At 30.3% G+C, this 25,372-nt stretch carries 26 protein-coding genes and 1 pseudogene; 23 read left to right on the top strand and 4 right to left on the bottom strand.

The window, feature by feature from the left end; translation table 11 throughout:
- The first annotated feature begins 170 nt into the window (after positions 1–170).
- The gene (locus ACVHXK_RS13205; RefSeq protein WP_461206872.1) at positions 171–410 is read left to right on the top strand and encodes a hypothetical protein; all 240 of its coding nucleotides are present in this window, start codon (positions 171–173) and stop codon (positions 408–410) included.
- 353 nt (positions 411–763) lie between these two features.
- Here the strand turns inward: ACVHXK_RS13205 and ACVHXK_RS13200 are convergent, their stop codons facing one another.
- Positions 764–1,030 carry a DUF3888 domain-containing protein gene (locus tag ACVHXK_RS13200; RefSeq protein WP_461206871.1) on the bottom strand — a complete coding sequence of 89 codons (267 nt, stop codon included), beginning with the start codon at positions 1,028–1,030 and terminating at the stop codon, positions 764–766.
- 413 nt (positions 1,031–1,443) lie between these two features.
- On the opposite strand from ACVHXK_RS13200, the pseudogene ACVHXK_RS13195 reads away from it, so the two are divergent.
- The 8 genes and pseudogenes from ACVHXK_RS13195 to ACVHXK_RS13160 form a co-directional block, all read left to right on the top strand.
- Positions 1,444–1,953 (top strand): annotated as a pseudogene (locus ACVHXK_RS13195) (terminase TerL endonuclease subunit); the annotation flags it as partial.
- Between the two features lie 114 nt (positions 1,954–2,067).
- The gene (locus tag ACVHXK_RS13190; protein WP_461206870.1) at positions 2,068–2,424 is read left to right on the top strand and encodes a hypothetical protein; all 357 of its coding nucleotides are present in this window, start codon (positions 2,068–2,070) and stop codon (positions 2,422–2,424) included.
- A gap of 15 nt (positions 2,425–2,439) precedes the next feature.
- Positions 2,440–2,739: a hypothetical protein gene (locus tag ACVHXK_RS13185; RefSeq protein WP_461206869.1), complete on the top strand. Its 300-nt coding sequence runs from the start codon at positions 2,440–2,442 to the stop codon at positions 2,737–2,739.
- A 1,147-nt stretch (positions 2,740–3,886) separates the two neighbouring features.
- Entirely contained in the window at positions 3,887–4,072 is a 186-nt protein-coding gene (locus tag ACVHXK_RS13180; RefSeq protein ID WP_461206868.1) for a zinc-ribbon domain-containing protein, read from the top strand.
- A complete protein-coding gene (locus tag ACVHXK_RS13175; RefSeq protein ID WP_461206867.1) occupies positions 4,050–4,217 on the top strand; it encodes a hypothetical protein in 168 nt (55 codons plus the stop codon). The genes ACVHXK_RS13180 and ACVHXK_RS13175 overlap by 23 nt, the downstream gene beginning before the upstream one ends.
- On the top strand, positions 4,198–4,476 hold the full coding sequence (locus tag ACVHXK_RS13170) for a hypothetical protein (protein ID WP_461206866.1): 279 nt from the start codon (positions 4,198–4,200) through the stop codon (positions 4,474–4,476). The genes ACVHXK_RS13175 and ACVHXK_RS13170 overlap by 20 nt, the downstream gene beginning before the upstream one ends.
- Positions 4,477–4,520: 44 nt before the next feature.
- A complete protein-coding gene (locus ACVHXK_RS13165; RefSeq protein ID WP_461206865.1) occupies positions 4,521–5,210 on the top strand; it encodes a TcaA NTF2-like domain-containing protein in 690 nt (229 codons plus the stop codon).
- Entirely contained in the window at positions 5,210–5,398 is a 189-nt protein-coding gene (locus tag ACVHXK_RS13160; protein WP_461206864.1) for a hypothetical protein, read from the top strand. Before ACVHXK_RS13165 ends, ACVHXK_RS13160 begins: the two co-directional genes overlap by 1 nt.
- Positions 5,399–5,425: 27 nt before the next feature.
- Here ACVHXK_RS13160 and ACVHXK_RS13155 read toward each other — a convergent pair whose 3' ends face one another.
- Complete coding sequence (locus tag ACVHXK_RS13155; RefSeq protein WP_461206863.1) at positions 5,426–6,901, bottom strand: protein adenylyltransferase SelO; 1,476 nt, start codon at positions 6,899–6,901, stop codon at positions 5,426–5,428.
- Between the two features lie 121 nt (positions 6,902–7,022).
- Here ACVHXK_RS13155 and ACVHXK_RS13150 point away from each other — a divergent pair, with 121 nt between their 5' ends.
- Positions 7,023–7,232 (top strand): hypothetical protein, encoded by a 210-nt coding sequence (locus ACVHXK_RS13150; protein WP_461206862.1) that lies wholly within the window; start codon positions 7,023–7,025, stop codon positions 7,230–7,232.
- A gap of 85 nt (positions 7,233–7,317) precedes the next feature.
- Here the strand turns inward: ACVHXK_RS13150 and ACVHXK_RS13145 are convergent, their stop codons facing one another.
- The gene (locus ACVHXK_RS13145) at positions 7,318–8,208 is read right to left on the bottom strand and encodes a radical SAM protein (RefSeq protein ID WP_461206874.1); all 891 of its coding nucleotides are present in this window, start codon (positions 8,206–8,208) and stop codon (positions 7,318–7,320) included.
- A 243-nt stretch (positions 8,209–8,451) separates the two neighbouring features.
- Between ACVHXK_RS13145 and ACVHXK_RS13140 the strand changes: the two genes are divergently transcribed.
- The 8 genes from ACVHXK_RS13140 to ACVHXK_RS13105 all read left to right on the top strand — a co-directional run bounded on the left by ACVHXK_RS13140 (position 8,452) and on the right by ACVHXK_RS13105 (position 17,653).
- Positions 8,452–9,615, top strand: a complete 1,164-nt coding sequence (locus ACVHXK_RS13140; RefSeq protein ID WP_461206861.1) for a M20 aminoacylase family protein — start codon at positions 8,452–8,454, stop codon at positions 9,613–9,615.
- 189 nt (positions 9,616–9,804) lie between these two features.
- A complete protein-coding gene (dpaL, locus tag ACVHXK_RS13135; RefSeq protein ID WP_461206860.1) occupies positions 9,805–11,010 on the top strand; it encodes a diaminopropionate ammonia-lyase in 1,206 nt (401 codons plus the stop codon).
- A 264-nt stretch (positions 11,011–11,274) separates the two neighbouring features.
- Positions 11,275–11,538 carry a metal-sensing transcriptional repressor gene (locus tag ACVHXK_RS13130; protein WP_461206859.1) on the top strand — a complete coding sequence of 88 codons (264 nt, stop codon included), beginning with the start codon at positions 11,275–11,277 and terminating at the stop codon, positions 11,536–11,538.
- Positions 11,539–11,550: 12 nt separating this feature from the next.
- Positions 11,551–13,992, top strand: coding sequence for a heavy metal translocating P-type ATPase (locus tag ACVHXK_RS13125; RefSeq protein ID WP_461206858.1), 2,442 nt, complete (start codon positions 11,551–11,553; stop codon positions 13,990–13,992).
- Between the two features lie 45 nt (positions 13,993–14,037).
- Complete coding sequence (locus ACVHXK_RS13120; protein ID WP_461206873.1) at positions 14,038–14,244, top strand: heavy-metal-associated domain-containing protein; 207 nt, start codon at positions 14,038–14,040, stop codon at positions 14,242–14,244.
- A gap of 135 nt (positions 14,245–14,379) precedes the next feature.
- On the top strand, positions 14,380–16,158 hold the full coding sequence (locus ACVHXK_RS13115; protein ID WP_461206857.1) for an AlwI family type II restriction endonuclease: 1,779 nt from the start codon (positions 14,380–14,382) through the stop codon (positions 16,156–16,158).
- A 76-nt stretch (positions 16,159–16,234) separates the two neighbouring features.
- On the top strand, positions 16,235–17,407 hold the full coding sequence (locus ACVHXK_RS13110) for a DNA adenine methylase (protein WP_461206856.1): 1,173 nt from the start codon (positions 16,235–16,237) through the stop codon (positions 17,405–17,407).
- A 9-nt stretch (positions 17,408–17,416) separates the two neighbouring features.
- The gene (locus tag ACVHXK_RS13105) at positions 17,417–17,653 is read left to right on the top strand and encodes a MoaD/ThiS family protein (protein ID WP_461206855.1); all 237 of its coding nucleotides are present in this window, start codon (positions 17,417–17,419) and stop codon (positions 17,651–17,653) included.
- Positions 17,654–17,730: 77 nt separating this feature from the next.
- Here the strand turns inward: ACVHXK_RS13105 and ACVHXK_RS13100 are convergent, their stop codons facing one another.
- Positions 17,731–19,578 (bottom strand): aldehyde ferredoxin oxidoreductase family protein, encoded by a 1,848-nt coding sequence (locus ACVHXK_RS13100; RefSeq protein WP_461206854.1) that lies wholly within the window; start codon positions 19,576–19,578, stop codon positions 17,731–17,733.
- A gap of 323 nt (positions 19,579–19,901) precedes the next feature.
- Here ACVHXK_RS13100 and ACVHXK_RS13095 point away from each other — a divergent pair, with 323 nt between their 5' ends.
- The 5 genes from ACVHXK_RS13095 (at position 19,902) to ACVHXK_RS13075 (ending at position 25,371) form a co-directional block, all read left to right on the top strand.
- Entirely contained in the window at positions 19,902–20,795 is an 894-nt protein-coding gene (locus ACVHXK_RS13095) for a patatin-like phospholipase family protein (RefSeq protein ID WP_461206853.1), read from the top strand.
- Between the two features lie 354 nt (positions 20,796–21,149).
- Complete coding sequence (locus ACVHXK_RS13090) at positions 21,150–22,523, top strand: hypothetical protein (RefSeq protein WP_461206852.1); 1,374 nt, start codon at positions 21,150–21,152, stop codon at positions 22,521–22,523.
- Positions 22,520–23,155 (top strand): response regulator transcription factor, encoded by a 636-nt coding sequence (locus ACVHXK_RS13085; RefSeq protein WP_461206851.1) that lies wholly within the window; start codon positions 22,520–22,522, stop codon positions 23,153–23,155. The genes ACVHXK_RS13090 and ACVHXK_RS13085 overlap by 4 nt, the downstream gene beginning before the upstream one ends.
- Before the next feature lie 13 nt (positions 23,156–23,168).
- Positions 23,169–24,908 carry a sensor histidine kinase gene (locus tag ACVHXK_RS13080; protein ID WP_461206850.1) on the top strand — a complete coding sequence of 580 codons (1,740 nt, stop codon included), beginning with the start codon at positions 23,169–23,171 and terminating at the stop codon, positions 24,906–24,908.
- A gap of 118 nt (positions 24,909–25,026) precedes the next feature.
- On the top strand, positions 25,027–25,371 hold the full coding sequence (locus ACVHXK_RS13075; protein WP_461206849.1) for a DUF4870 domain-containing protein: 345 nt from the start codon (positions 25,027–25,029) through the stop codon (positions 25,369–25,371).
- Position 25,372: the final 1 nt, after the last annotated feature.

The following is a 25,372-nucleotide window of genomic DNA, read 5'->3' as shown; positions in this document are numbered from 1 at the left end:
TTTTTATTGTAATCTAATAGGTAACATCTAGATTTGTTATTTTACATAAATTGGTTCTGTTAGGTTGATGGCTATGCTAGGAGCACCGATGATTGCAAACAACAATTTACAAAATTTACAATTTGTTAATTAGCACCGGTGCTTTTTGTGAGGAGCCATAGGCGACGAACTTGCTTGCTATAGTTTTATTAGCACCTGTAACTGTAATATCTGTCGCTACATTATTTATTTCAGAAAGTATCGGTTCAATAATATTTCTTCTTAATTTAGTAGGGAGTACAGCTGACTTACTGATGGCTCTTTACTTATGTAGGGTTAATGAGAATAGTTATATAGTTGATAGGGAATATGGGTTTGATGTTGTAGATGGTGAACCTATTGTTAAAGTATTTGACGTAGCAGTGTTATAAAAAGGTGAAGAAGTTATATTTGATAAGTGTTCAAAGATTCTTTCTGTGATAGATTAAGATTAATTGTAGACAAGAAAATAGCCTCATAATATAAAGAAATTACCACTGATAAAGCTCTTAAATACTGTACTCTAGATCCTGTGAAATATTATAATAAATTATCAGAAATGCAATGAAATTAAAAAGGTTGATATTCTTACATATGAAAAAAAAAATTATAGTTAATGATACGATAAATTAAGACTATAAATTTACTTTTTTTATAATTCTTCATGTTCAAATTTAGTGACTTTTATATCTGTAAAATCGTGAACCATGGTTATGGTTTCAAGTCCATAAGGAGGATTGTGCGCTCATATATAAGTTTTTACTTGAACTTTTATTTGGGAAGTAAACCGTTTCCCTTCTTCAAGTGGCTTCATTTCAAGTATTTTAGCATCGTATAAATCAAACATTCTTGGTTTACCATAGTAATCAGAAATTGCTAAGAGCATGGGTTGAGATACAAAAGATAATATAAAATCTTCCTGGGATTTTTTACTTATATTATTTTCATAAGTATAGCCAGTGAAAATAAAAATCATTGCAAAAGCAAGTAATATCAAAAATTTTTTTCTCATTTAATCTCCTCCAAATATTAATATTCGGTTTAATTGTCCCTCCAATATAGAAAAATTATTCCTAATATAATGAGATTTCTAAAAAGAGCTTGATAAAAAGGTCCGCTAAAGATATATACGAGCTAAGAGAAAGAATTTAAAATACTTAAAAATTATTAAACTTAAAAAAAGTAAGATGAAAAAGTGTTGTTACTGTATTTTTATAATTTGAATTATATTTGTTATTTTGTAATTAAGATTGATTTTAAAAAAGAAAAAATAATAAAAATCAATGCAAACAGGAACTTGAAAACATATAAGAGAATAAACTAAATTTAAGTTCAAATTACCTTAGAGTATAAGTTTAGTAGGCAAAGATAGTATAAAATACTATGGTAATATAAAAAAGACAAGAAAATGCGCATTTATTGTCAAGGTATTCTGTATCATGGATGCCAATGGGAAAATGGGATAAATGCTCCTTTGCTGTATCAGAAGAGAAGCTTGAAGGAGGCGTTTGCTATGGTGGGCTTGACCTTTCAAGTACCACATATATCACAGCCTTTGTTGTGCTATTCTCACCTACTGATGAGGATGATAAGTATTGTATCCTTCCTTACTTTTGGATTCCAGAAGAAACGCTGGATCTTAGAGTAAGACGTGATTATGTTCCGTATGATGTTTGGGAGAGACAAGGCTTTCTTCAAACAACAGAAGGAAATGTTGTTCATTATGGCTATATTGAAAAGTTCATCGAAAGATTAGGTGAGTGATTCAATATCTGAGAGATTGCCTTTGATAGATGGGGTGCTGTTCAGATGGTACAAAATTTAGAGGGTATGGGATTTACAGTGGTACCGTTCGGTCAGAGATTCGCTTCCATGAGTTCTCCAACGAAAGAGCTTATGAAGTTGGCCTTTGAACAACGACTAGCATATGGCGGATTCTGTATATGATGATAGAGGTATTTTATTTATTTAAATTCCTGTTGACACACCGTGGACTAAGGTGTATAGTATAATTACAGTATGGCCTAAGGTGTAAAAGGAGGAATTTATATGCCTATTATTAAAATGTCATTAACTGACACAGAGTATTCGGAACTTGAAAATCAAGCTAGTAAAAACAATGTTGGAAGTATTCAGGATTTAATTAGATTAAAACTACTTTCACAAAACACCTCATCAATTTTTGTGGCAGAGATAGCGGCACAAATGGCTAATAAGAAATTCACAGCTGAAAGCGAACCATTTTCATTGCCTGATATTTATGGCGACAAGTGGAGTGAACTTGAACCACGATATACAGGCGCTTTTGGAAAGCGATTCTTTAACTATGTAAGAGATAATGATTGCTCAATTGAATTCGTCGGGATGTCTGAAAATCAAAGAAGAGCTATTTATAAAATGAAATAGAGGAGGATTGCAATCATGAAGGCAAAAGAAATGATCGAATTGATTAATGATGTTGAATTAAATCAGCACGGAATCACAAAGTTGTATCCATCAAGAGTTTCATACTTTCAAACTATTCATAAATATGATGATACAACTATTGGAGTTTCATATGATGATGAGTTCAGAGTATGGAAAGCAAAATTGGAAGAGTGTATCGGTGGAACAATATACATGCCAACTGCAAAGAAAATTTTAAATAATTGGTTTTGCTGTGCATTTGAGCAGAGGCAAGCATTGCTCAGATTGAATTATCGAAACTATCAAGCAAATTAAATGAGGAATTACTATAGCATCTATCAGAAAATGGTAGGTGCTTTTATTATGCCTATTTCGGTCGAGAGATAAGGCTGTAACAGATAGCGCTGTTGGTAGTATTAATGTTTATGCTAAAATTCATTTTCATCACCCATTAATACTATAAATAATTTAATCATTATTGTACATTAAAATATTGGCAACTTCCTACAATATTATTTTAGCATTTATATGCTTGACTAATAATAATTAAAACTGGCCCCACCCGTTGCCCACAGCTGGGAATTTAGTGAAAACCGAATTAAACAGTAAAGATAATCTATTTAGTTAAAGAGAAAAAGAAATAGTAGATTTTAAATAAATATTTTCTTTTTTAAAATACAGAAATACTATTTTCTTTTTAAGATAGAAATACTATATAAATTGTAATATTTGTTGAGTTTATAAATGTAGTATGGTAATCGGTGTATACTAAGTCGCCGGTAATGGAGGGTGGGTAGGCGCTTGAAATTGCGATTGGAGGGTCTTCAGAGACTTTCTTGGTAGGCAAAATGTGGACCAGCTTTGAAGTTGAAATGTATGGACAAGACTTTTTAATGCTTGTACATGACTTTCTAGTTGAAAAGCTAGTCCACCATTAGTTGTAGTAATAGTAGTAATAGGTATACTTGCAATAATGCATAAAGCAAAACAATTTTCTAATTAAAGTTGTTTTGTTATTCTAGTGTTAGTATCATAATCTACAGTGATAAATGTATCTGATATAATAGCGGTTTTTAAAATAATAAGAGGAACATTGGTGCAACTGGTGGACAAACTTGGCATACTTTCATAGTGGGATTGTATGTTTTGTTTGTCCACCAGATATTTTTGGCGGTAAATCCGCTAAAGTGATAATCCCTTCAGGTGCAAGCGTTGCAAGCTCGTAGCTTTAGAGCTTGTACTGGAAAATTTTATCCTTTTTCTACTTTTAGCGATTAATAAACGGTAGCTTTTTAGGAGCTTTTTTTAGTTGTAGTGTATTATTATATGGTAAGTGTTATATTAATGGACAAATTACAACAAATTTATTTGAATATCTTAACAAATTAAAATATATATATTATGCACTTGTTTTGTTGTAAATATATTAATAATACATAAATACTATGCAGAGGTGATATAAATGAATTGTAAAAATTGCGGAGCAAAAATATTAGAAAATAGTACGTATTGTCAAAATTGCGGTTGTAAAATTGAAGATTTCAAAGAAAATTTAATTTCAAGTGATGATGTTAAATCACAACCATTAAATCGTAATTATAGGCTTGGGGATTTTTATAATTACAATGATAACTATAATATTTTTTAATTCAAGTACAGGGATTAAATTGAAATTGAACTATTATTCTTCTCATAAAAATACCGAAAAATTAGTAAGTTTTATAGATAAAAATGAAAATAATGAAGATAAAGAATCGCTTGTATTAATCGCTATTGATGAAGTCCAAAAATAGTATCACTGAGGCTTATCAAAATCAACAGATAGATGAAGGAGCAATTCTTACAAAAGAGTTTATAGATTTTGATATAGGAAAAAATGAAGAGATTATTAAATTAGGAGTTTTGTTTGATTCTATATTAAATAATGAGGAAGAGATAGAAAGCATTGATTTGCAAATAGATGATATTGAAAATAATGCTCTGAAATATACGTTAGAATCTGAAGAAATTCAACATATTTTCGGAAAATGCCATCTGATGAGCATGCTATAATTTATACTACGGATACGAAAATAACTTCAAAAGGTTGGGGTAATATGTTGGTATATTATTTAGGCGATGAAGATATAGATAAACTACAGGATAGTGTAGCAGAAATAGATAATAAACTAATAGAATATAATGAGGAGAAGACAAATCTTTTAAGCAAAATTGATAGCTTAATAATTGAAATTAATAGCTATGATAATGAAGTAAAGGAAATATTGAATATTGAAGAAATTGAAGATCCAGAACAGGAAAAAGAGGAAGTAGTAGATGAGGAAAACAGTGAGATAAATAGAAATAGTAATGATGAATTATCTAGTAGTACTGAAAATATATTAAAAGATTTGATAATAAATTTTGATAATGCTTGGATTGAATATGTAAATGATGGCTCACAGAATATATATAATTATATAGTACCTGGTAGTGAAGTAGATAAAGATATAAATAACTTTAATAGGAATGGAACTAAAGAAGAATTTTTAGATATTGAAGTGAAAGATATAGAAATTGAGGACAATAATGCTTATATTAAGGTATATGAGAAAATAAAGAAGATAGAAAATGATAAAGAAACAATTAAAGAATATAATTGGATTTATCATTGCCCAAATATAGATGAAGAATGGCTAGTAAGTGATTATACAAAAGATAATAGTATGGATATTGCAGAAACTAGCAATGAAATTAACTATGATATATGTAATATAGGTTTGGACTTCACTTCAAGGCTAATTTAATGATTAAAGATAATGAGAAATTTGTAGAAACTATGAAAGAGTTTGGAAAATATGCTTTAATGCAATTAAAGCAAGCAACAGATTGGTTAAGAAGAGCTATTGATGATGGTATAGTAAAGAAATTAAATAAATCAGAAGACCCTCAGGCGTCACAAATACATATTTGCATAATATCAATAAGTTATTAATAACACCCGAAGGCAATATCTATTATTCTATGTTCCACAAAACGTCCTATAAGGAGTGCTTGATGGTGGAGCTGGTGCAGTGTATTCATCATGTTCTTCTGTGTATGCATACGGGTTAGAAAGGACAGCGAGAAGTTTTTTCATCACGCTATAGTCACCTTTTCCCACGGCTGCTTCTAATGCTTCTTCTACATGATGATTTCGTGGAATTACTGAAGGATTACTTTTCATCATTAATTCACGACAGGAATTTCTTGAATTCTGTTGTCTATCTAATCTTGCCTGCCGCAGCTTATTCCAATTATGAAATTCTGTACTATCAAATAGAGGCGTATTATAAAGGTTATCAAAAGTTAATGCTCGGAAAGTATTTGTATAATCACCATTGTATTTTTTCATTATACTAAGGAGCTCTTCTATAAGAGGTTCATCCTGAGGCTCTTCATTAAATATTCCTAATTTAGCTCTCATTCCATTAATATAATTACAGCTATATAACTCAGTAAATTGTGATATGGCATCTTCAGCAAGATTTATTGCCTGTTTCTTGTCGTTATGTAGTAGTGGCAATAGAGTTTCAGCAAATCTTGCTAGATTCCATGCACCAATAGAGGGTTGATTACCATATGCATAGCGACCAAAAGTATCTATAGAACTGAATACTGTTTGTGGGTCATATTTATCCATAAAAGCGCAAGGACCATAATCAATGGTTTCTCCACTAATTGTCATATTATCAGTATTCATTACTCCATGAATAAAACCAACCAGCTGCCATTTTGCAATAAGATTAGCCTGACGTTTAATGACTTCCTTAAGTAGGGAAAGGTATGGATTCTTATCATTTTTAACTTCAGGAAAGTGTCTTTGTAATGCGTAGTTAGCTAAGGCTCGAAGCTCGTCAATTGTTCCTTGGTGTGAAGCATATTCAAAGGTACCTACTCGTAGGTGACTTTCAGCTACACGGGTTAAAATTGCACCAGGGAGTAAACTTTCACGATATATTGATTCACCAGTTGTCACCACTGCTAAACTTCTAGTAGTAGGTATATCTAGTCCATACATAGCTTCACTAATGATATATTCTCGTAGCATTGGTCCTAGTGTTGCTCGACCATCACCCATACGTGAATATGGTGTTCTACCTGATCCTTTTAGTTGAATATCAAATCGTTTACCTTTAGGAGTAATATGCTCACCAAGTAGAAGAGCTCTTCCATCTCCTAATATTGTAAAATGACCAAATTGATGTCCTCCATAAGCTTGAGCAATAGGCAAAGCTCCTTTTGGAAGCTGATTACCACTAAGTATTTCTACTCCATCATAACTTTTTAATATCTCAGAATTTAACGAAAGTGACGATGCCAAAGTGTCATTGAAAATAATCAATTTAGGTGATGATACAGGGAAAAGATTAATGATACTAAAAAAAGATTTAGGCAGGCTAGCGTAACTATTATTGAAATTAAATCCTGTTATAGAGGCTTCTTTCTTCTTTATCATAATATCTCCTTAAATTTTATCAACTTATTTTTTCATCCTTTAGTATATACATCGGTTAATTATTTATACTTTTTAATTAAGAGCACAAGTGCTCATAAAAAAAGATATGATTATAGCATAGATGTGGCGTTATTTTTTTGACATATATATTGATAAAATTTTAGATGGGTCATTAAGAGTAGATACATCACTTGAAGTAGCAAAGATACAAAATATTACTTTACCTACGGAAGATTTGAAAAAACTTAAATATCTTATGGAAGTACCAGAGGACTGCAAAACGTTACAAGAATATTTAAAGCGCTTTGATTTAGCAATTATGCTTCTTTAGACTGAGTTAGCAGTATGGTTTTTACATCTATATAATGCTGTAGGCCTTTGGATTACATAAGCTGTTTAATAGTTTTATGTATTCTTCATATTTTGCTCACATTAAAATTAGGGACAAAACTCTTTGACACAGTTCCTTCATCCTGAATAAAAGCATTTTCTATTCCCTTTGAAATACAGTATTGGATTAATACTTCATAATGTTTAGGATTTAAAGGTTTATTTATTTCAGGATACTCATAACTTTTAAAGGATGGAGTATATTGATTCATTAAGCTAATATATACATTATGACCATAGGTATCATATATATAATCAATAATTTTTTTAGAATCAAATAACAAACCAGGAAGCATAAGGTGACGAACAATAATTCCTTTAATCATCATGTTGTTTTCATCAAAAACAGGGTTGCCTACGTTAATGTACATTTCAGATATGGAGTTTTTTGCAACATTAAAATAATTTTTGGCATTTGAATATTCTACAGCATATTTATTATTAAAATATTTAAAATCTGCAAGATAAATATCTATATAGTCTTTCAAGGCTCTTATAGTTTCAATATTTTCATAACTACTAGTATTATAGATAATGGGGATAGACAAACCTTTATTCTTAGCTAGTTTTATTGCTTCAATTATTTGTGGTACATAATGAGTTGGAGTTACTAAATTGATATTATGAGCGCCTTTAGCTTGTTGAGATATCATAATATCTGAGAGGTCATTAATAGAAACCTCTTTACCGTATCCAGAGGAACTAATTTTATGATTCTGACAAAATACACATTGAAGATTGCAATTAGAGAAGAAAATAGTTCCTGAACCCCTAGAACCAGATATGCAAGGTTCTTCCCACATATGAAGTGATACATGGGCAATTTTTATGGTCTCGCCACTATTACAGAATCCTAATTTATTTTCTAATCTATTAGCGCCACAATTTCGTGGGCATAAAGTACAGTTTGTAAGCATTTCTTTATAAGTTATTGATTTCATTTTTTTACCTCACATTAAGTAGAATGTATATTGTTTCAATTTACCGAATTAATTGGATCAGTTCATATTGTAGTAGTTTTTAATTTTATTTTACCATTATATACTATAAAATAGTTATTAAAAAAGAAGTATTGAATATTATAGGGAATACTCTAATTATATACAACTAAAATATGTTAAAATATAATAATAAAGTTGTATATAGAAAGGAGGACGATTATGAATAATACTAAGTTTATAAATCAGTTAAAGCAATGGAGGCAATACTTTCATATGCATCCTGAAAGTGCATTTGAAGAAGAAAATACGTCAAAATATATAGCTGATATTCTTATAAATATGGGCTATGAAGTTCATAAAAATATTGGCAAAACGGGTATTGTTGCAAGTCTTAAAGTTGGAGATGGGAAAGAGTCTATTGGTCTTAGAGCCGATATGGACGCCATTAATATGTCCGAGAAGAGTGGGCTCAGTTATGCGTCAAAGGTTACTGGGAAAATGCATGCATGTGGACATGATGGTCATATAACAACTATGCTAGGAGCTGCTAAACTGCTTGCTGAAAGAAGAAACTTTAATGGTACGGTGAGGTTTATTTTTCAACCTGCAGAGGAGCCAGGAAAAGGATCTCAAGCAATGATAGATGATGGGGTGCTTGAAAAATATCCTATTGATGAGATCTTTGGATTTCACAATACGCCATTTATTCCTGAAGGTTCTATTCACACACGTTCAGGTGGAATTATGGCAAGTGAAGATAACTTTAAAATACATATAAAAGGAAAAGGCTCTCATGCATCAAGTCCTCATTTAGGTGTTGACCCACTTGTCATTGCATCACAGATTATACTTGGTCTGCAAACAATATCTTCTAGAAATACAAATCCACAGCACCCTGTTGTGGTTTCGTGTACAGAGATTTATACAGATGGTGTCCACAATGCCATTCCATCTAATGTTGAAATTTTAGGCGATACCAGAAGTTATACCGTTGAAACGCAGAATCTCATTGAAATGAGAATGAGAGACATTTGTGAAGGTATTTGTAAAATGAATGGCGCAGATTGTGAATTTGAATATACTCATGAGTTTTCACCAACAGTCAATTGGGAGAAATGCGTAAATTATGTAGCAGAAGCAGGAAAGAATATTGTTGGAGAAGGCAATGTAAATACAAATTGTGAGCCTTGGATGGCATCGGAAGACTTTGGCACTTTTTTGAGACATATTCCAGGATGTTTAGTTTTCCTTGGCAGTGGCAAAAATAGTGTCGCTTCTGAAAATACGCCACTTCATAATTCTCAATTTGATTATAATGATGACATACTAGAGACGGGTGCTGAATTTTTTGCCGAGTTAATTAGAATTCGTATGCCGCAATAATTATTATAATAGTTTTACAAGATATTGCTGATTTTGTGGAAATGAATAAGTAGATACGTCTTTATTTTCATAGGATTGCTAGACAAGTTTTTTTTATCAAGTTTTAAAATTGTATAAAGAAAACTTGTTGAAATGAAGCTATTGTAGTTACTAGTAAAAAAAGAAAATTAAGTGGAAAAGAGGGAATTTATGAGTGAATATATGAAAATTGTACATTATGATAGAAGTGACAAAGATGAATATTCAGTAAAAGCATTTGGTGTAGAAAGAGCTAAAAAAGTAAATGCATTTCATAAAAGTTTTCCTGATTATTCGGTCACACCTTTGGCTGAATTAAAAGAACTTTCTAATTATCTAAATGTAAAGAATATTTATGTTAAAGATGAGAGTGCTAGATTTGGACTGAATGCTTTTAAGGGACTCGGTGGAAGTTATTGCATTGGGAAATATATAGCAGGTAGACTGGGAATGAATATTGAGGATCTGTCTTATGAAAAAATCAATAGTCCAGAGATTAAAAAGCAGCTTGGAGATATTACCTTTGTCACTGCCACAGATGGGAACCATGGCAGGGGAGTTGCTTGGACTGCGGCTAAACTGGGTTACAAAAGTGTAGTATATATGCCAAAAGGAAGTGCAGTTGAACGTTTAAATAACATTAAAACTCTCGGGGCAGAGGCTTGTATTACAGAGCTCAATTACGATGACACTGTTCGTTATGCAAGCAATAATGCAGCAAAATACGGTTGGGTTTTAGTGCAAGATACTTCTTGGGATGGGTATGAGACGATCCCAGCATGGATTATGGAAGGATATACTTCTATGGGCCATGAAATAGCTCAGCAATTAAATGGAGAAAAATTGACACATATTTTTCTTCAAGCGGGAGTAGGAGCTATGGCCGGTGCAATTACAGGTTTTTTTGCTGATTTTTATAGTAAGAAAGAGCGTCCAATCATTACGATAGTTGAGCCAAACAAAGCGGATTGTATATATAGAACAGCTGAGGCTAGAGATGACAAGCTGCATATCGTTTCCGGCAATATGGACACAATAATGGCTGGTCTTGCTTGTGGAGAGCCTTGCACTATTGGTTGGAATATACTTAAGAACTATGCAGATAATTTCGTGTCAGTGCCAGATTATGTTGCGGCAAAGGGCATGAGAGTGCTTGCAAATCCACTTAAAGATGATAGTAAAGTAATATCCGGAGAAAGTGGAGCAGCAACACTTGGATTTGTTGCAGAGGTTATGCTAAATCCAAATTTAATAAATATGAAAGAAACATTAAATTTAGATAGGAATTCAAAAATCCTTTGTATTTCAACTGAAGGAGACACAGATAAGGAAAATTACAGGAAAATTGTTTGGGATGGTTTATACACAAGTTTTTAAAGTAAAACTTTCTTACAACGAATAAAGCAAGGTAATCTAAACTTAAAATTTATTGATTACCTTGATTTTTTTCATTTTCATCCTTCTGTGGTTTTGCTAGAAGATTAGTTTTTATAACTGTAGGGTATATATTTAGCACTAATTGATTAACATAATAATATTGTAAATCTGATTTTTATTATTTTAAATAAATTGACATATAATGAAGAAAAGATTACAATAGAAATATAACACCCCCCACAGGGGAGGAGAGGAGAAACTTTTGTGAACGAAGAAAAAATAAAAGCAATGAGATATTTAAAAACTGCAAGAGGACAGATAGATGGAATTATTAAAATGATAGAGGATGAGAGATATTGTGTAGATATTTCTAATCAGATTATTGCATCACAAGCTCTTTTAAAAAAATCTAATTCAATGATAATAAAACAACATATAAACCATTGTGTAAAGGAAGCCTTTTTAAATGATACAGGTGATGAAAAAGTTGATGAAGTTATGAAATTACTTGATAAACTAATGAAATAAAGGAGAAAACATATGAATAAGACTTTGAAAGTTGGAGGAATGACTTGCGCCGTATGTGCAAGAGTAGTAGAGAAAACTAGCAATAAAGTACCAGGTGTACTTCATGCAAATTTAAATTTTGCATCAGAAAAACTTTATGTGGATTATGATGAAAATGCCGCTTCTTTAGAAGATATAATAAAGGCTATTGAAAAAGCAGGATATACTGCAAAAGAAGATAAGGATATAAAAAAATTATCACTAAGCATATCAGGAATGACTTGCGCAGTATGTGCAAAAGCGGTAGAGAAAGCAACTACTAAACTTGATGGAGTTGAAAAATCGGAGGTTAATTTTGCCTCAGAGAAGCTTTATATTGAGTACGATACTTCAAAAGTAAGGCTTTCAATGATAAAAGAAGCCGTTGTAAAAGCCGGCTATGGGGTCATTGATGAAGAGGAACAGGAAGAAGAGGTTGATAGGAAACTTCAAGAACAAAATATAATTTGGAAAAACTTTTTGATTTCAGCTGCATTTACAATTCCATTACTTATAATATCTATGGGACATATGTTTGGAATGCCTTTGCCAGCGATTATAGATATGAATAATAATCCTTTGAATTTTGCTTTGATACAAATAGTACTTGTAATTCCAACAATGATTGCGGGTAAAAAATTCTATAAAAATGGATTTAAAAATATTGTTAGAAGAAATCCTAATATGGATTCACTTATAGCATTAGGTACATCGGCTGCGGTATTATATGGATTATTTGCAATCTATCAAATTTTCATTGGAAATGAAATGTATGCTCATAACTTATATTTTGAATCAGCTGCCACTATTATAACTTTAATTTTACTAGGTAAGTATTTAGAGGCAAAAACTAAAGGAAGAACTTCTGAAGCAATAAAAAAACTAATTGGTCTTACACCTAAATGGGCTACATTAATTAAAGATGATAAAGAAATAAAAATCTTAATTGAGGAAGTTAAAGAAGATGATATTATTCTTGTTAGACCTGGTGAAAAAATTCCAGTGGATGGAATAGTTGTAGAAGGTAATTCTTCAGTAGATGAATCTATGCTAACAGGAGAGAGTATACCCGTTGATAAGAAGAAAGACGATGAAGTATTTGGAGCAACTTTAAATAAAAATGGAATGTTAAAAATGAGAGCTACAAAAGTAGGCAAAGATACATTCCTAGCACAGATTATAAAATTAGTAGAAAGTGCACAAGGATCAAAAGCCCCAATTGCAAGGCTTGCTGATGTTATTTCTGGTTATTTTGTACCGATTGTAATGGCTATTGCTACTCTTTCAGGATTAATATGGTATATATCAGGTAAGGATACAGTGTTTTCGTTAACAATCTTTATTTCAGTATTAGTTATTGCTTGTCCGTGTGCTTTAGGGTTAGCAACTCCTACAGCAATCATGGTTGGCTCTGGTAAAGGGGCTGAAAATGGTATATTAATAAAGAGTGGTGAAGCCCTTGAAAATAGTTATAAAATTGATGCTATAGTATTTGATAAAACAGGGACTATAACAAAAGGAGAGCCAAAGGTAACAGATATATTAGTAGATAGTATGGAAAAAGAAGAGTTTATTTCTTTAATTGCATCAGCTGAAAAAGCTTCAGAACATCCTCTTGGAGAATCCATTGTTAAAGAGGCTGAAGAAATGAATGTATCTCTTCAAAAAGTAACTAATTTTTTAAGTCATACTGGTATGGGTATAGAAGCACAAGTCAATAATAATAAGGTGTTTATAGGTAATAAAAGATTTATGAATAAACTAAAAATGGATATTACTTCATACGAAGAAAAGGCAAATAAGTTATCAAATGAAGGAAAGACTCCTATGTATGTTGCCGTAAATGATGAATATAAAGGTCTAATTGCAGTTGCAGATACTCTAAAAGAGAATAGTAAAAGCGCAATTGAAAAGTTACAAAAGATGAATATTGAAACAGTTATGATAACTGGTGATAATAAAAAAACAGCAGAGGCTATAGCAAAGCAAGTAGGTATTAGTAAAGTATTTGCAGATGTAATGCCAAGTGATAAATCAGAATATGTTAAAAAACTTCAACAAGAAGGTAAAGTGGTTGCCATGGTTGGAGACGGAATTAATGATGCTCCTGCTCTAGTTCAAGCAGATGTGGGTATGGCTATTGGTTCAGGAACTGATATAGCAATGGAATCTGCTGATATTGTACTTATGAAGGATGAAATTGTAGATGTTCTAGGTGCAATTCAATTAAGTAGAGCAACTATTAGAAATATTAAACAAAATCTTTTCTGGGCATTTGGTTACAATACAATTGGAATACCCGTTGCAGCAGGTATATTAACTTTGTTTGGTGGACCTCAATTAAATCCTATGATAGCAGCAGCTGCAATGAGTTTTAGTTCTGTATCTGTATTATTGAATGCTTTAAGACTTAAAGGGTTTAAAATTACATTATAAATAAATTCAGTAAAATAAAACTACAAATAAAAGGAGAGAATGAAGATGAAAAAGATATTATTAATAGAAGGAATGTCATGTAACCATTGTGTCAATCACGTAAAAAACGCTTTAATAGATATTGATGGCGTAGATAAAGTGGAAGTAAGTCTTGAAGAGAAGAAAGCAGTTGTTGAAGGAACAGATCTTAATGACGAGAAGATGAAAGCAGAAGTCGAAGATTTTGGATATACGATTGTTGGTATTGAGTAAATCACGATAAATGTTCTAGCAGGCTTATATCAAAAGTGATATAAGCCTGTAAAAATTAACATAGAAAACAGATAAAATATGAGTTGAATTTGATTGGATTTATCCGTTGATATAATATAGTTTGGAGGGCAATATATGAGTTGGACATGGAGAACAAAACCTCGTAGTATAATAAAAACGGTGCAATGGTTTCCTTATTTTGCTTCTTTAGAGGGTCGTCGTTGGGAAGAAAAGATTTTATATTCAAGTAAATTTAATAATCAACCAATTCATCCTATTAGAAGGACATATATATACGATGCTCATAGTGATGATGATGCTTGGCTATCTAGCATTTCTTTTAATGATTACTTATATGGACAGAAAGATACTAAAGAAACAGAAAGCAATGGTAGAAATGATAAGACAACCTTTGAATTTTTGGGATTTGGATATGTAAATTCAGAAGGGAATATTTGTGTAACAGAAGTTGGTAATAAAATTGTTCAAGGTAATTTTGACAATGAAGACTATTTAAAGCAATTACTTAAATTGCGCTTACCTAATTTAATTACGAAGACACGTGATAAAGCACAGGATGTTGGTGTATTTCCATTTGAATTAGTATTAAGGGCTTTTGATAAATTTGAGAGTTTGAACAGGAGTGAGTTAGCATTACTCTTTGGGTGCATTAGACAGAATGAATCTATTTCTGCAATTGAAGCAATCCAAGAATTTAAAGAAAAATATGAACTTTTTCACAATAAAAATGATGTAGTAGAAGTAAAAAAATTATTTGAAAATGTATTTATAAAATATTATGGCAATTTACCAAACAAAGTTAATAGCTATTACGATTATTCTGAAGCCTTTTCGCGAAGTCTTGTATATACAGGATTATTCTCATTATCAGGTAGAAGTATTGCTACTAAAATAAGAGTTGCAGAGCATTCTAAGACTAAAGTTAGAATGTTACAGGAAAAATATTCATTTAATTTTCCAGAAAATATACATAATACTGATGAGTACATGGATTGGTATGGTAGTTCGAAAAATGTTAAACTTCCTTGGGAAAATGAAGAAGAACGTAGAACTATTATTAAAGATAAAGCCAGTTTGTTAATAACAAAATTACAGGAAGTTGATGAGGGATATCAAAAGGAAGCTGAACTTTCTATAAAAGACATAAATAATATTGTACAAGATTCAAATTTAAATAAAAATATCAATGATTTAAAAATTTATGAAAATTTACTTAGTGATGCTATAGTTAGTCATAATGAGGAATATTTCATAAAAGTATCATCAAAAACTAAGGAAGAAAGAAAACATATTTTAGAAAAATATAATGATATTTTAGATAATGATGATATGAGTGCACTATGGTTAGAAGTAAACACGTGGAAATCATTAATTGCAATTGATGGAGAGCAACATGTTAAAAGAAATTTTAAAATTGAAGATGATTTGACTCCAAGGAGCTTTGCACCTGGTGTGGGTAATACCCCTGATATGGAAGTCTACAAAAATGGATATATTATAATTCCAGAAGTATCATTAATGACAGGAGTAAGACAATGGGAGCACGAAGCTTCAAGTGTAATAGACCATGTATTAAGTTTTATAAAAAGCTATGAAGAAAAGCAAGTACTAGGCCTTTTTATTTCTTCAAAAATGAATATAAGAACAATGTGGCAATTTTTTATTCTCAATAGGGAAAGTTGGGTTGGTACTCCAGTTCCGGTTGTACCTTTAACCATAAAACAGTATATGGATGTTATTGAATATATTTACGAGAAGAATTGGAATATTGATGATTTTAAGAGTCTTTTAGAGTATTTATCTCAGAGTACACTCACATTCACTTCATATATGCAATGGCAAAATAGCATTGATAATACTATTAGTTTATGGAAACAAAGAAAAGTTGCATAATTTTGAATATATACTTTATTAATAATAAAATTTTTGATATGATTTAAGTTCATAGATAGTGAGAAAGGGGAGTAATATGGCTATATTTGCAAAAGAAAATAAACTGTCTCCTTTGTTAAAGTACCCAGGAGGCAAGAATAAAGAATTAAAGTATATTCTTCCTAATGTTCCGAGCAATGCTATTAATTATTTTGAACCATTTGTAGGTGGAGGAGCTGTTTATTTTGCTTTAAATAGTGAACATTATTATATAAATGATAAATCTTCAGAACTTATTAATCTTTATAAAATGGTATCTGAGCAGAATGATGAGTTTTTGAGAAAAATTAATGACTTGGAGCAAAGTTGGACAAATATAAGTGATATAATTGAAAAACATACTCAAGAATTAATCAGAATTTATTATGATTATAAAGAGCAAAATATTAACAAAGAACAGTTAGCAGAGGTAATCTCAGAGTTTTTTTGCACTAATAAAGAAGAGTTTAATAGGTTGTTGAAGAGAAGCTTTAATATTGCAATTGATAACTTTGTATTAGAATTGAATAAAAGTTTTAAAAATAAGATTGCTCGTATGGTTAAGTTAGAAACTGACAAGGGTGATCTACAATACGAAGATGTGGTATTAAATCTTGAAGGAGCATTTAAAAATGCCTTATATATGCACTTTAGGTATATATATAATAATATTGAAGAGCTAAATATAGAAATCCCATTTGCTACTGCAATTTATTTTTTTATTAGAGAATACTGTTATTCATCAATGTTTAGATATAATAGTTCTGGAAAATTTAATGTTCCATATGGTGGAATTTCTTATAACAAAAAAACCTTAACAAAAAAAGTTGAGTATTTCTCAGATGATAAACTTATTGAACAATTAAATAAAACAACAATTGTTAATAAAGATTTTGAAGAATTTTTTTCTATGTATCAACCGACTAATAAGGATTTTATTTTTTTAGACCCTCCATATGATACTGAATTTAGTACGTATGCACAGAATAAATTTAATCAAAATGATCAAGAAAGGTTAGCAAATTATTTAATTAATAAGTGTGAAGCAAGCTTTATGCTTATAATTAAAAACACAGATTATATATTAAGCCTATATCCAGATGGACAACTAACAGCCAATGGAGACAGATTATATATAAATAAATTCGCAAAAAAATATGTAGTTAGTTTTCAAGACAGAAATGATAAAAATGCAGAGCACTTGCTAATTACAAATTATTCTATAAAGTAGGTATAATATATGATAAAGTTTATGTTTCTTGGACCACTCGGAAAGTTTATGCCAGATGAAGATGAAAATGGCTATTGGAATGTTGATGCTGCTGGGAAAACAGTGGAAGAAATAATTGAAACCACAAATGTAAGTGAATCAAAGATGAATTATTCAGTACTTGTAAATGACGTGCGGCAGGAAAGGGACTATGTACTTAAGGATGAGGATGAAGTTTCTATTATTCCATTGTTTTGTGCAGGCTAATAATAAACAATATACAATTTTTTAAAAAAAGGGATGCCTCATAATTTTGAGGCATCCCTTTGAGTTTTATTTTTGTATTATAGTGTACCTAAAAGGTCCAAACGTTTTAATGTTTCTTCTGTTGGTATACCAAATTCATCCCAACCACGGATTTCATAGTAGCGATCTAACATACTGTCTATATCAGGTATGTTATTAGCTGAGCCACCAGTCATTCTTCTCTTACGCATTCTTTGAGGAAGTTTATCATCTTTACGTGATTGACCATCACGAACAAGATACATTCTCTTAAGATTGAAAATACGTTCTCCGATTGTAATTAATTCTTCTTTATCAAGGTCCCATCCAGTAATATCGTTTAACCATGATACCAATAAATCAGCTGTGGAATCTCCTGTTGCATCAAGTAAGAATTTACAAATAGTAAGAGAGTCACATAAACACATAATATGTTCAAGTTCAGTGTTCATCTCAGGTTTGTTTTCAATCGAATGATTTTTTAATTTTATAGATCTATAAAAACCAAAGCCACCATAAAAACCACCATATTCTTGGCCATGACAGTTAGCAGATAGATGGCAAGCACCACGAGGACTAGTTGCATATTGAAGCCCTATACTATCAGCGTAACGAGGATCATGGGCAGGGAAGTCCATACCTCTTTGTTGTACTGAGAACTCTTCTGCTATGCCACCAAGTACTTGTGCAGCAACTTTTGTACCATCTGCTAAATGTTTACCAAAATCTTCTCTGCGGCCAATTTTATGCACTATAGTAAGCATATCTTCAGCATTACCAAAACGAGCTTTACATCCCATTTGTTCTTCAGTAAGAATACCTCTTTCATATGCTTCCATTGCAAAAGCAACTGCATTACCTACTCCAATGGTATCTATTCCGTAGCGATTACATAATTCATTTGCTTTACAAATAGGGCCTAAATCATCTATTAGACAGTTTGGTCCAAATAGACCAAGTGTTTCATATTCTGGACCTGCTGTTTCTATACATTTATAAGGTCCATCTTTTATCTCAACAACTCTACCACAACGAATCGAACAATTGGCACAACCATATCTTCCTGAAAGAAACTTCTCATTGTATACAGGCGTTGCAAGATTTTCGACATTAAAGCTTCCTTCAGCCCAGTTCTTAACAGGTATATCGCCGATTTCTTCAATAAAAGGAACTGCACAAGAAGTACCGCCTTCACGTAGGGCAGCCATATCTTTCATTATTTTTGGTGCCCATTGCTTGATGGATTGGTTGAAACTTTGCTCATTGACAACGGGAGTCTTTACATTACCATCAACACAGATAGCTTTTAATTTTTTAGAACCCATAACGGCACCTACACCACATCTACCTGCAGTTCTTCCGTCTATTCCATCATTCATAATACATGCTAGGTTTGACATTTGCTCTCCGCCAATACCGATATCGCATGTACATGCTTTTTTACCATGTTTCTCACGTAAAAGTTCATCAGTTTCAAAAGCATCCTTGCCCCATAAATCTGAAGCATCTATTAATTCTGCTTTTTCTTCTGTAATGTTTAAATAAACAGGTTTTGGAGATATGCCTTTAAATATGACACCGTCATATCCTGCTTTTTTTAATTTAACTCCCCATTTGCCGCCTGAGTTTGCTTCTCCCCAAGATCTAGTTAAAGGAGAACGTGTAATAACTTGATAACGTCCTGCATTTGGCATTCTAGTGCCTTCAGTTGGACCAGTTAAAAAAATTAAAAGATTGTCAGGTCCTAATGGGTCTGTGTCTGAATCTGTTTCATCATATAGAATTCTAGCACCTAGTCCGCTTCCACCCAAATATTTTCGAAGTATATCTTCATCGTAGAAAGTGTTCTTTAATTCACCAGTTGTTAAATTTACCCTTAAAATTTTTCCAGCATAACCACCTAGCATAAAAAATCCTCCTTTAATATAATTGTTTTCTTATGTTATGTATACGATTAAAAAAAATTCATGAATAGGCTATTGAGTATAAGTAATGAATATTTTTAATCTTTTGATTCTACTAATAATATTATTATATAGACAAAATGTTTTTTTGGCAACAATATATTGTGAATTGTTAACAATCATCAATATATATATATATTAAATATGTGTAAACAAGCTAAAATAAAAAGCAAAAAATGATATAATAGAATATGCAAAAAATTAACAAATATAAGCTAATGAGATTATAATGTTAGTAAGTGTATAAGTTTAAATGAGGTGAAGGAATGAAAATAAATGCTGTATTTGAAGGCGGAGGCATAAGAGCTATTGGTATAATTGGAGCTGTCAATTGTTTTGAAGATAGTGGGTTTACATGGGCGAAATTGGCTGGAACTTCTTCAGGAGCTATTATGGCAACACTTTTAGCTTCGGGATTTACTGGGAAGGAAATAAACAAGCTATTAATTAACACCAACTTTTTAAAATTTATGGATAGAAATCCTGTTCAGCGAATACCTTTTGTGGGAAAGCCTCTTGGAATAATAAGAGAAAAAGGTATATTCTCAGGAGACTATATGGAAGAGTATTTTTATGATATTTTTGCAGCTAAGGGTGTATATACCTTTAGTAATTTAAAAGAAAATGGAGTTTATAAAGTTAAAATCGTAGCATCTGATATAACTAGAAAAAAACAGTTAGTTCTTCCAGATGATTTGCCTTATTATGGTATTGATCCAGATAAATTTTCTGTTGCAAAAGCTGTCAGAATGAGTTGCTCTATCCCTTTTTATTTTAAACCTGTTGTGATTAATAGAAATGAAATAAATCATTTTGTTGTCGATGGTTCAGTAGTTAGAAATTATCCTATTGATATATTTGATGGATATGAAGAAGACGTGAAAACTATAGGTTTTAAGTATGAACAAGAGGAAATTAGCTCTAATACAGGAGCGGGTAGGACTGACCCATTATCTTTTTTATACGATATAGCGGCTTCAGTACCAAATGAAAATAATAGTATTCATCTTTTACCAGAGAATAAGGAAAGAACAGTGTTAATACCTACAAATGGCGTTAGTGTAACTGATTTTGAATTAAATAAGGAAAAAGGATTGTTACTATATAAATTAGGATATAAGAAAGCAAATGAATACATCGAAAATTGTTCTATTTTATAAAAATTAGCACATAGACTAAAAATTGTCTGTGTGCTTTTCTATGTTTTTATATAAAATCACATAAATCATCATTGGACAGTAGTAACGTTCATAGTGACTCTTGGTATATTGAAAAGATAAATAATAGTTGATACCATTAAATTTGATAAAGTGAAAATTATTGAAGAATATTGTAATAATTAGAGTGACTTTTCATTGATTTTATATATTAATGGTTTTAGTTAATGTTATTACGTAGAAAACATACAAAATATGGTATAATACACATAATGATGTTTATGCAGTTATAAAAATTGTGAAGGATTTATATACTGATATTATTTGCAGATATAATATTACAACGGAGATGATAAAATGGGAGATGGTAGGTATTATACTTTTAATCAGTTTTTTAGCATAATAATTTTATTAGCTTTAATTATTTTTATATTAATTAGTACTATGTTAATTTACTATAGAAATGTAAAAAATGAAGGAAGTAAATATATCACTTCTATTTTTATACAATTGAATATAATTGTTTTATCAAGATTTATTGAAGAAATCATAGTTTCACAAGCAATAGCTAGGATATTAAGAAATATTCAAAATATATTTGTTGTTTCTATTTGTGCTATTTTTTCATATTACTTATGGAATTATGTTATTCCTGTATATAAGTCGGAAAAAGTAAATTTAGAAAAGAGAAAATTAAAAAATAGTATATTTATTTCAGTATTAGTAATATATATTTTGATAATTGTTATATTTGAAATATTCACTAAAGGACATATAATAGTTGCAAATTATACCTTTGAAAATATAGTTTATACAAAAGAATATATAGTTTTATTAACGATTAATTTATTTGTTTTGGTAACAATTTCTCTGAAAATTTTTCTGCTTGTTCCTAAAAATAAAATTGAAGGTTTGCCATTATATAAGAATAAAATCTTATCATTTCTAATTATAATAATGAGTGTATTACCGCTATCTATTTATTTATTAGCATTAATAAATAAAAGTGAGTATTTGCAATTTATTGAATTTATTTTATATTTCTCATTTAGTATTGTTATGAATTTTTTAACACTATCATTTATTCCTTATAATGTTACCCCTATTGCTTTTGATAATATAAAAAATATGATACTTGATTTTGTTTTTATAGTAGATGAAAGTGGTAGCATTATATACAAAAATTCGAAAATTGATGATGTTGATTTCTTCAGAAAAATTACTATGATTGATCATTCTAATGTAAAGATTTTGTTTAAAGGTAAAGTAGAAGAAGTTTGGGACAAGCTCAATACTCCATATGTTCAATTAACAAAAGGAAACCAAAAATATTACTTTTGCTATAAAGTAAGAAAAGTAAAAGATAAAAATAAAGTTATAGGTAGTATTATTACAATTACAGAAATAACAGATCTTATTAATAAAATAATTACTTTAGATGAGAAAAAAGAAGAAGCACAAGGGATAAACAAACAATTATACGACTATTCAGGAAAAGTATATAAACTAGAAAAAGAAAAAATGATAAATGATTTACTGGAAGAAATCACTGTTGTTCAGGAAAAAAGTATGTTGGAAATTGTATATAGATTAGAATTGGTTTTAAAAAAAATAGATAATGAAGACTTTGAAGAAGATATTGATAAATTGATTGTGTTGGCTGATGATAACTTAATTAAAATTAGAAAGGCAGTAACTTTATACAATAATTACTATGGAGGGTTAAAATGATTAGAGTCATAATTGCAGATGATCAAGTGTTACTTAGAGAATCAATTGGGTATATTTTAAATAATGATGACGAAATTGATGTTATTGCTATGGCTGGAACAGGAAAAGAAATAATTGGGCTTTGTAGAAAGTACACACCAGATATAATACTAATGGATATTGAAATGCCAGAGCTTGATGGTACAAGCGCTGCAAAGGTAATTAAAGAGCAACATCCTGACATTAAAATTATTATGTTAACAACTTTTGAAAATCCTGATAGTATTATGCAATCTTTTATGGCAGGAGTTGATGGATATGTTGTAAAAGATATCAATCATTATGAATTGGTTCTTACAGTAAAATGTGTAGCTGCAGGTTTAACTGTCATTGATGAGAGTGTAAAGAAAATTATGATTGATAAGTTTAAGATTCAGCACAGTTATAAGTTTAATTATAGTGATAAACTATCGCATAAGGATATTGAAATAATTAAACTGATTGCTAAGGGTAAAAGTAATAAAGAAATTGCTACTTATCTTAATTACTCTGAAGGAACGATTAAAAATAATGTAAGCAAGGTTTTTGGAAAATTAGAAGTTACGGATAGAATGCAGGTTGCCATATTTGCTATAGAAAATGGCATTTTGTAGATAGGAGAAAACTATGGATGAAAGATTAAAACTAGAGATTGCTACAATTGAAATATGGCATATAGTTGCTATTGTTATCTCTTTAACTGCATTTATGTGTCTTTATTATAAAGGTAAAAGAACAGCATCATTAAAAGCATTTTTTTATGTGCAGTTTACAATGATTTTATGGATGATTGCAAAAATATTAAAAACAGTATCGCCAACGGTAGAAATAAGGTGGAGTTTTATTGTATTGCAATATTTAGCAATATGTCTTCTAGAGGTAGCATTTTTAGAGTTTGGATATGCCTACTATAAAGGTAAGCCAATTAGTAGAAAGATAAAGCGGCTACTTTACGTTTTCCCTATAGTTCAGTTTTGTATAGTAGCTACAAATCCGTGCCACTACATGTTTTATAGTAAGTATAATTTTAGAGGAGATAGTTTTGGCAGTTTGTTTTATCTTAATTATTTTATTGAGTACATATATATTATCACCGGGGGAATATTTTGTGGAATTAAATTTAACAAGCATTTTAAGGATAAAAACAAGGCGTTTTTGTATATAATATCAATTGGGATTTTAGCTCCAATTATGTTAAATCTGATTTATGTAAGTAGAGTTTTAGAGAGCTTTTTTAAATTATTAAAATTGCCCGTAGTTTTTGATATTACACCTATTGTATTTACATGGTCACTATTGATTTTTGTATATGCAACTTTTAATAATGAATTTTTTGATCTATCTCCTATTATGAAGCATAAAATCATCTATAAATTAGATACACCTATATGTATTGTTGATTCTGCTAGTGATATTATATTTGCGAATGAACAACTTAAAAATAATATAGGATTAGAAGGTATAAAAACAATAATAGAAAAGTTAAAAGATAAGAGAAAATTTTTTATTGCTAGTGAAAATAATGTAGAAGTAACATGTACATTAGAATATGGGGACTCGTTTTATAGAATTTATTTAAAGCCTATTAGAAATATTAGTGGGCTCCAATACGTAATAACGTTAAATGATATTACAGCGTATATATTAATTGAAAAAAAATTAATGGATAAGAATGAAGAACTTTTGATATCAAATAAAAAATTAGAAGAGCAAATAAATATACTTAAACAGACTTCCCATATAGGGGCAAGAAATTTTGTAGCAAGAGAACTTCATGACATTATTGGACATTCTCTGGTTGTAACTATTAAATTACTAGAAGTAGTGAAACTTTTTTACAAAAAAGATAAGAATATGACTATAGATACTATAGAAAAAGCAAAAAATTCAATCAGTACGGGACTTATTGAAATTAAAGAAATCAATATAGCAAAAGCTAAGAATAGAGATTATACAGGGATTTTACTAGAACGGGAATTAAATAAAATACTAGATAAGGTTGAAGTAGCAGGACTTAGTACGAAGTTTTACTTTAAGGGGACAATAAATGAGATGGATGAAAAAATATTTGATGTGGTTAAAAAAGTATGTACAGAATTGATAACTAACACATTAAAACATGCAAAAGCTTCAAAATTACTATTATCTTTGATTGTGAAAAATGATAAATTAAATATATACTTTATGGATGATGGGGCAGGTAGCCTGAAAATAATAAAAGGCAATGGATTACTAGGAATAGAAAGTAGATTAAAAATAGTAGGTGGGTCTGTAGAATTTAATTCTATTGTTAATGAAGGCTTTTGTGCGAATATTATTATACCAAATGTAAAAAAAATAATGACTACTAGACAAGCCTGTAAGTAATTATTACCTGTATGGGTGAATGATACTGACTACTAGCATATTGTATTGGAAATATTAAACTATTAATATAGTAACTAAGAAATATAAATATTTCAAAAACAATATGGAGGTATGTAATATGGAAAAGGAAAATGAGCAAGTAAATGAAAATGTAATGAATACAACAGATGCAGTGGATAATAAGTGGGTTTCAGTGTTGGCGTATTTTTTATTTTTTTTGCCACTGATAATTGCAAAAGATTCAGAGTTTGGAAAATTTCATGCTAATCAAGGATTAAATTTATTGTTGTTAGGTATAGCTGTAAGTGTAGTAGGGACTATCATCCCTATCATCGGATGGTTTATTATAATTCCAGTAGGGTGTATATTATGCTTGGTATTTGGTATTATGGGGATTGTAAATGCAATTAATGGAAAAATGAAAGAGTTGCCTTTGATTGGACGTATTAAATTAATAAAATAGC

The sequence above is a fragment of the Clostridium sp. DL1XJH146 genome (assembly GCF_054819755.1).
The sequence above is the reverse complement of the archived record's forward strand: the minus strand, read 5'-3'. Positions and strand labels throughout refer to the sequence as shown.

Excerpts from the sequence above, each read along its gene's own strand:
- ACVHXK_RS13200 (WP_461206871.1), bottom strand. The coding sequence starts at position 1,030 with ATGAGAAAAAAATTTTTGATATTACTTGCTTTTGCAATGATTTTTATT.
- ACVHXK_RS13190 (WP_461206870.1), top strand. The coding sequence starts at position 2,068 with ATGCCTATTATTAAAATGTCATTAACTGACACAGAGTATTCGGAACTT.
- ACVHXK_RS13185 (WP_461206869.1), top strand. The coding sequence starts at position 2,440 with ATGAAGGCAAAAGAAATGATCGAATTGATTAATGATGTTGAATTAAAT.
- ACVHXK_RS13180 (WP_461206868.1), top strand. The coding sequence starts at position 3,887 with ATGAATTGTAAAAATTGCGGAGCAAAAATATTAGAAAATAGTACGTAT.
- ACVHXK_RS13175 (WP_461206867.1), top strand. The coding sequence starts at position 4,050 with ATGATAACTATAATATTTTTTAATTCAAGTACAGGGATTAAATTGAAA.
- ACVHXK_RS13165 (WP_461206865.1), top strand. The coding sequence starts at position 4,521 with ATGTTGGTATATTATTTAGGCGATGAAGATATAGATAAACTACAGGAT.
- ACVHXK_RS13160 (WP_461206864.1), top strand. The coding sequence starts at position 5,210 with ATGATTAAAGATAATGAGAAATTTGTAGAAACTATGAAAGAGTTTGGA.
- ACVHXK_RS13155 (WP_461206863.1), bottom strand. The coding sequence starts at position 6,901 with ATGATAAAGAAGAAAGAAGCCTCTATAACAGGATTTAATTTCAATAAT.
- ACVHXK_RS13150 (WP_461206862.1), top strand. The coding sequence starts at position 7,023 with ATGTGGCGTTATTTTTTTGACATATATATTGATAAAATTTTAGATGGG.
- ACVHXK_RS13145 (WP_461206874.1), bottom strand. The coding sequence starts at position 8,208 with ATGCTTACAAACTGTACTTTATGCCCACGAAATTGTGGCGCTAATAGA.
- ACVHXK_RS13140 (WP_461206861.1), top strand. The coding sequence starts at position 8,452 with ATGAATAATACTAAGTTTATAAATCAGTTAAAGCAATGGAGGCAATAC.
- dpaL (WP_461206860.1), top strand. The coding sequence starts at position 9,805 with ATGAGTGAATATATGAAAATTGTACATTATGATAGAAGTGACAAAGAT.
- ACVHXK_RS13125 (WP_461206858.1), top strand. The coding sequence starts at position 11,551 with ATGAATAAGACTTTGAAAGTTGGAGGAATGACTTGCGCCGTATGTGCA.
- ACVHXK_RS13120 (WP_461206873.1), top strand. The coding sequence starts at position 14,038 with ATGAAAAAGATATTATTAATAGAAGGAATGTCATGTAACCATTGTGTC.
- ACVHXK_RS13115 (WP_461206857.1), top strand. The coding sequence starts at position 14,380 with ATGAGTTGGACATGGAGAACAAAACCTCGTAGTATAATAAAAACGGTG.
- ACVHXK_RS13110 (WP_461206856.1), top strand. The coding sequence starts at position 16,235 with ATGGCTATATTTGCAAAAGAAAATAAACTGTCTCCTTTGTTAAAGTAC.
- ACVHXK_RS13105 (WP_461206855.1), top strand. The coding sequence starts at position 17,417 with ATGATAAAGTTTATGTTTCTTGGACCACTCGGAAAGTTTATGCCAGAT.
- ACVHXK_RS13100 (WP_461206854.1), bottom strand. The coding sequence starts at position 19,578 with ATGCTAGGTGGTTATGCTGGAAAAATTTTAAGGGTAAATTTAACAACT.
- ACVHXK_RS13095 (WP_461206853.1), top strand. The coding sequence starts at position 19,902 with ATGAAAATAAATGCTGTATTTGAAGGCGGAGGCATAAGAGCTATTGGT.
- ACVHXK_RS13090 (WP_461206852.1), top strand. The coding sequence starts at position 21,150 with ATGGGAGATGGTAGGTATTATACTTTTAATCAGTTTTTTAGCATAATA.
- ACVHXK_RS13085 (WP_461206851.1), top strand. The coding sequence starts at position 22,520 with ATGATTAGAGTCATAATTGCAGATGATCAAGTGTTACTTAGAGAATCA.
- ACVHXK_RS13080 (WP_461206850.1), top strand. The coding sequence starts at position 23,169 with ATGGATGAAAGATTAAAACTAGAGATTGCTACAATTGAAATATGGCAT.
- ACVHXK_RS13075 (WP_461206849.1), top strand. The coding sequence starts at position 25,027 with ATGGAAAAGGAAAATGAGCAAGTAAATGAAAATGTAATGAATACAACA.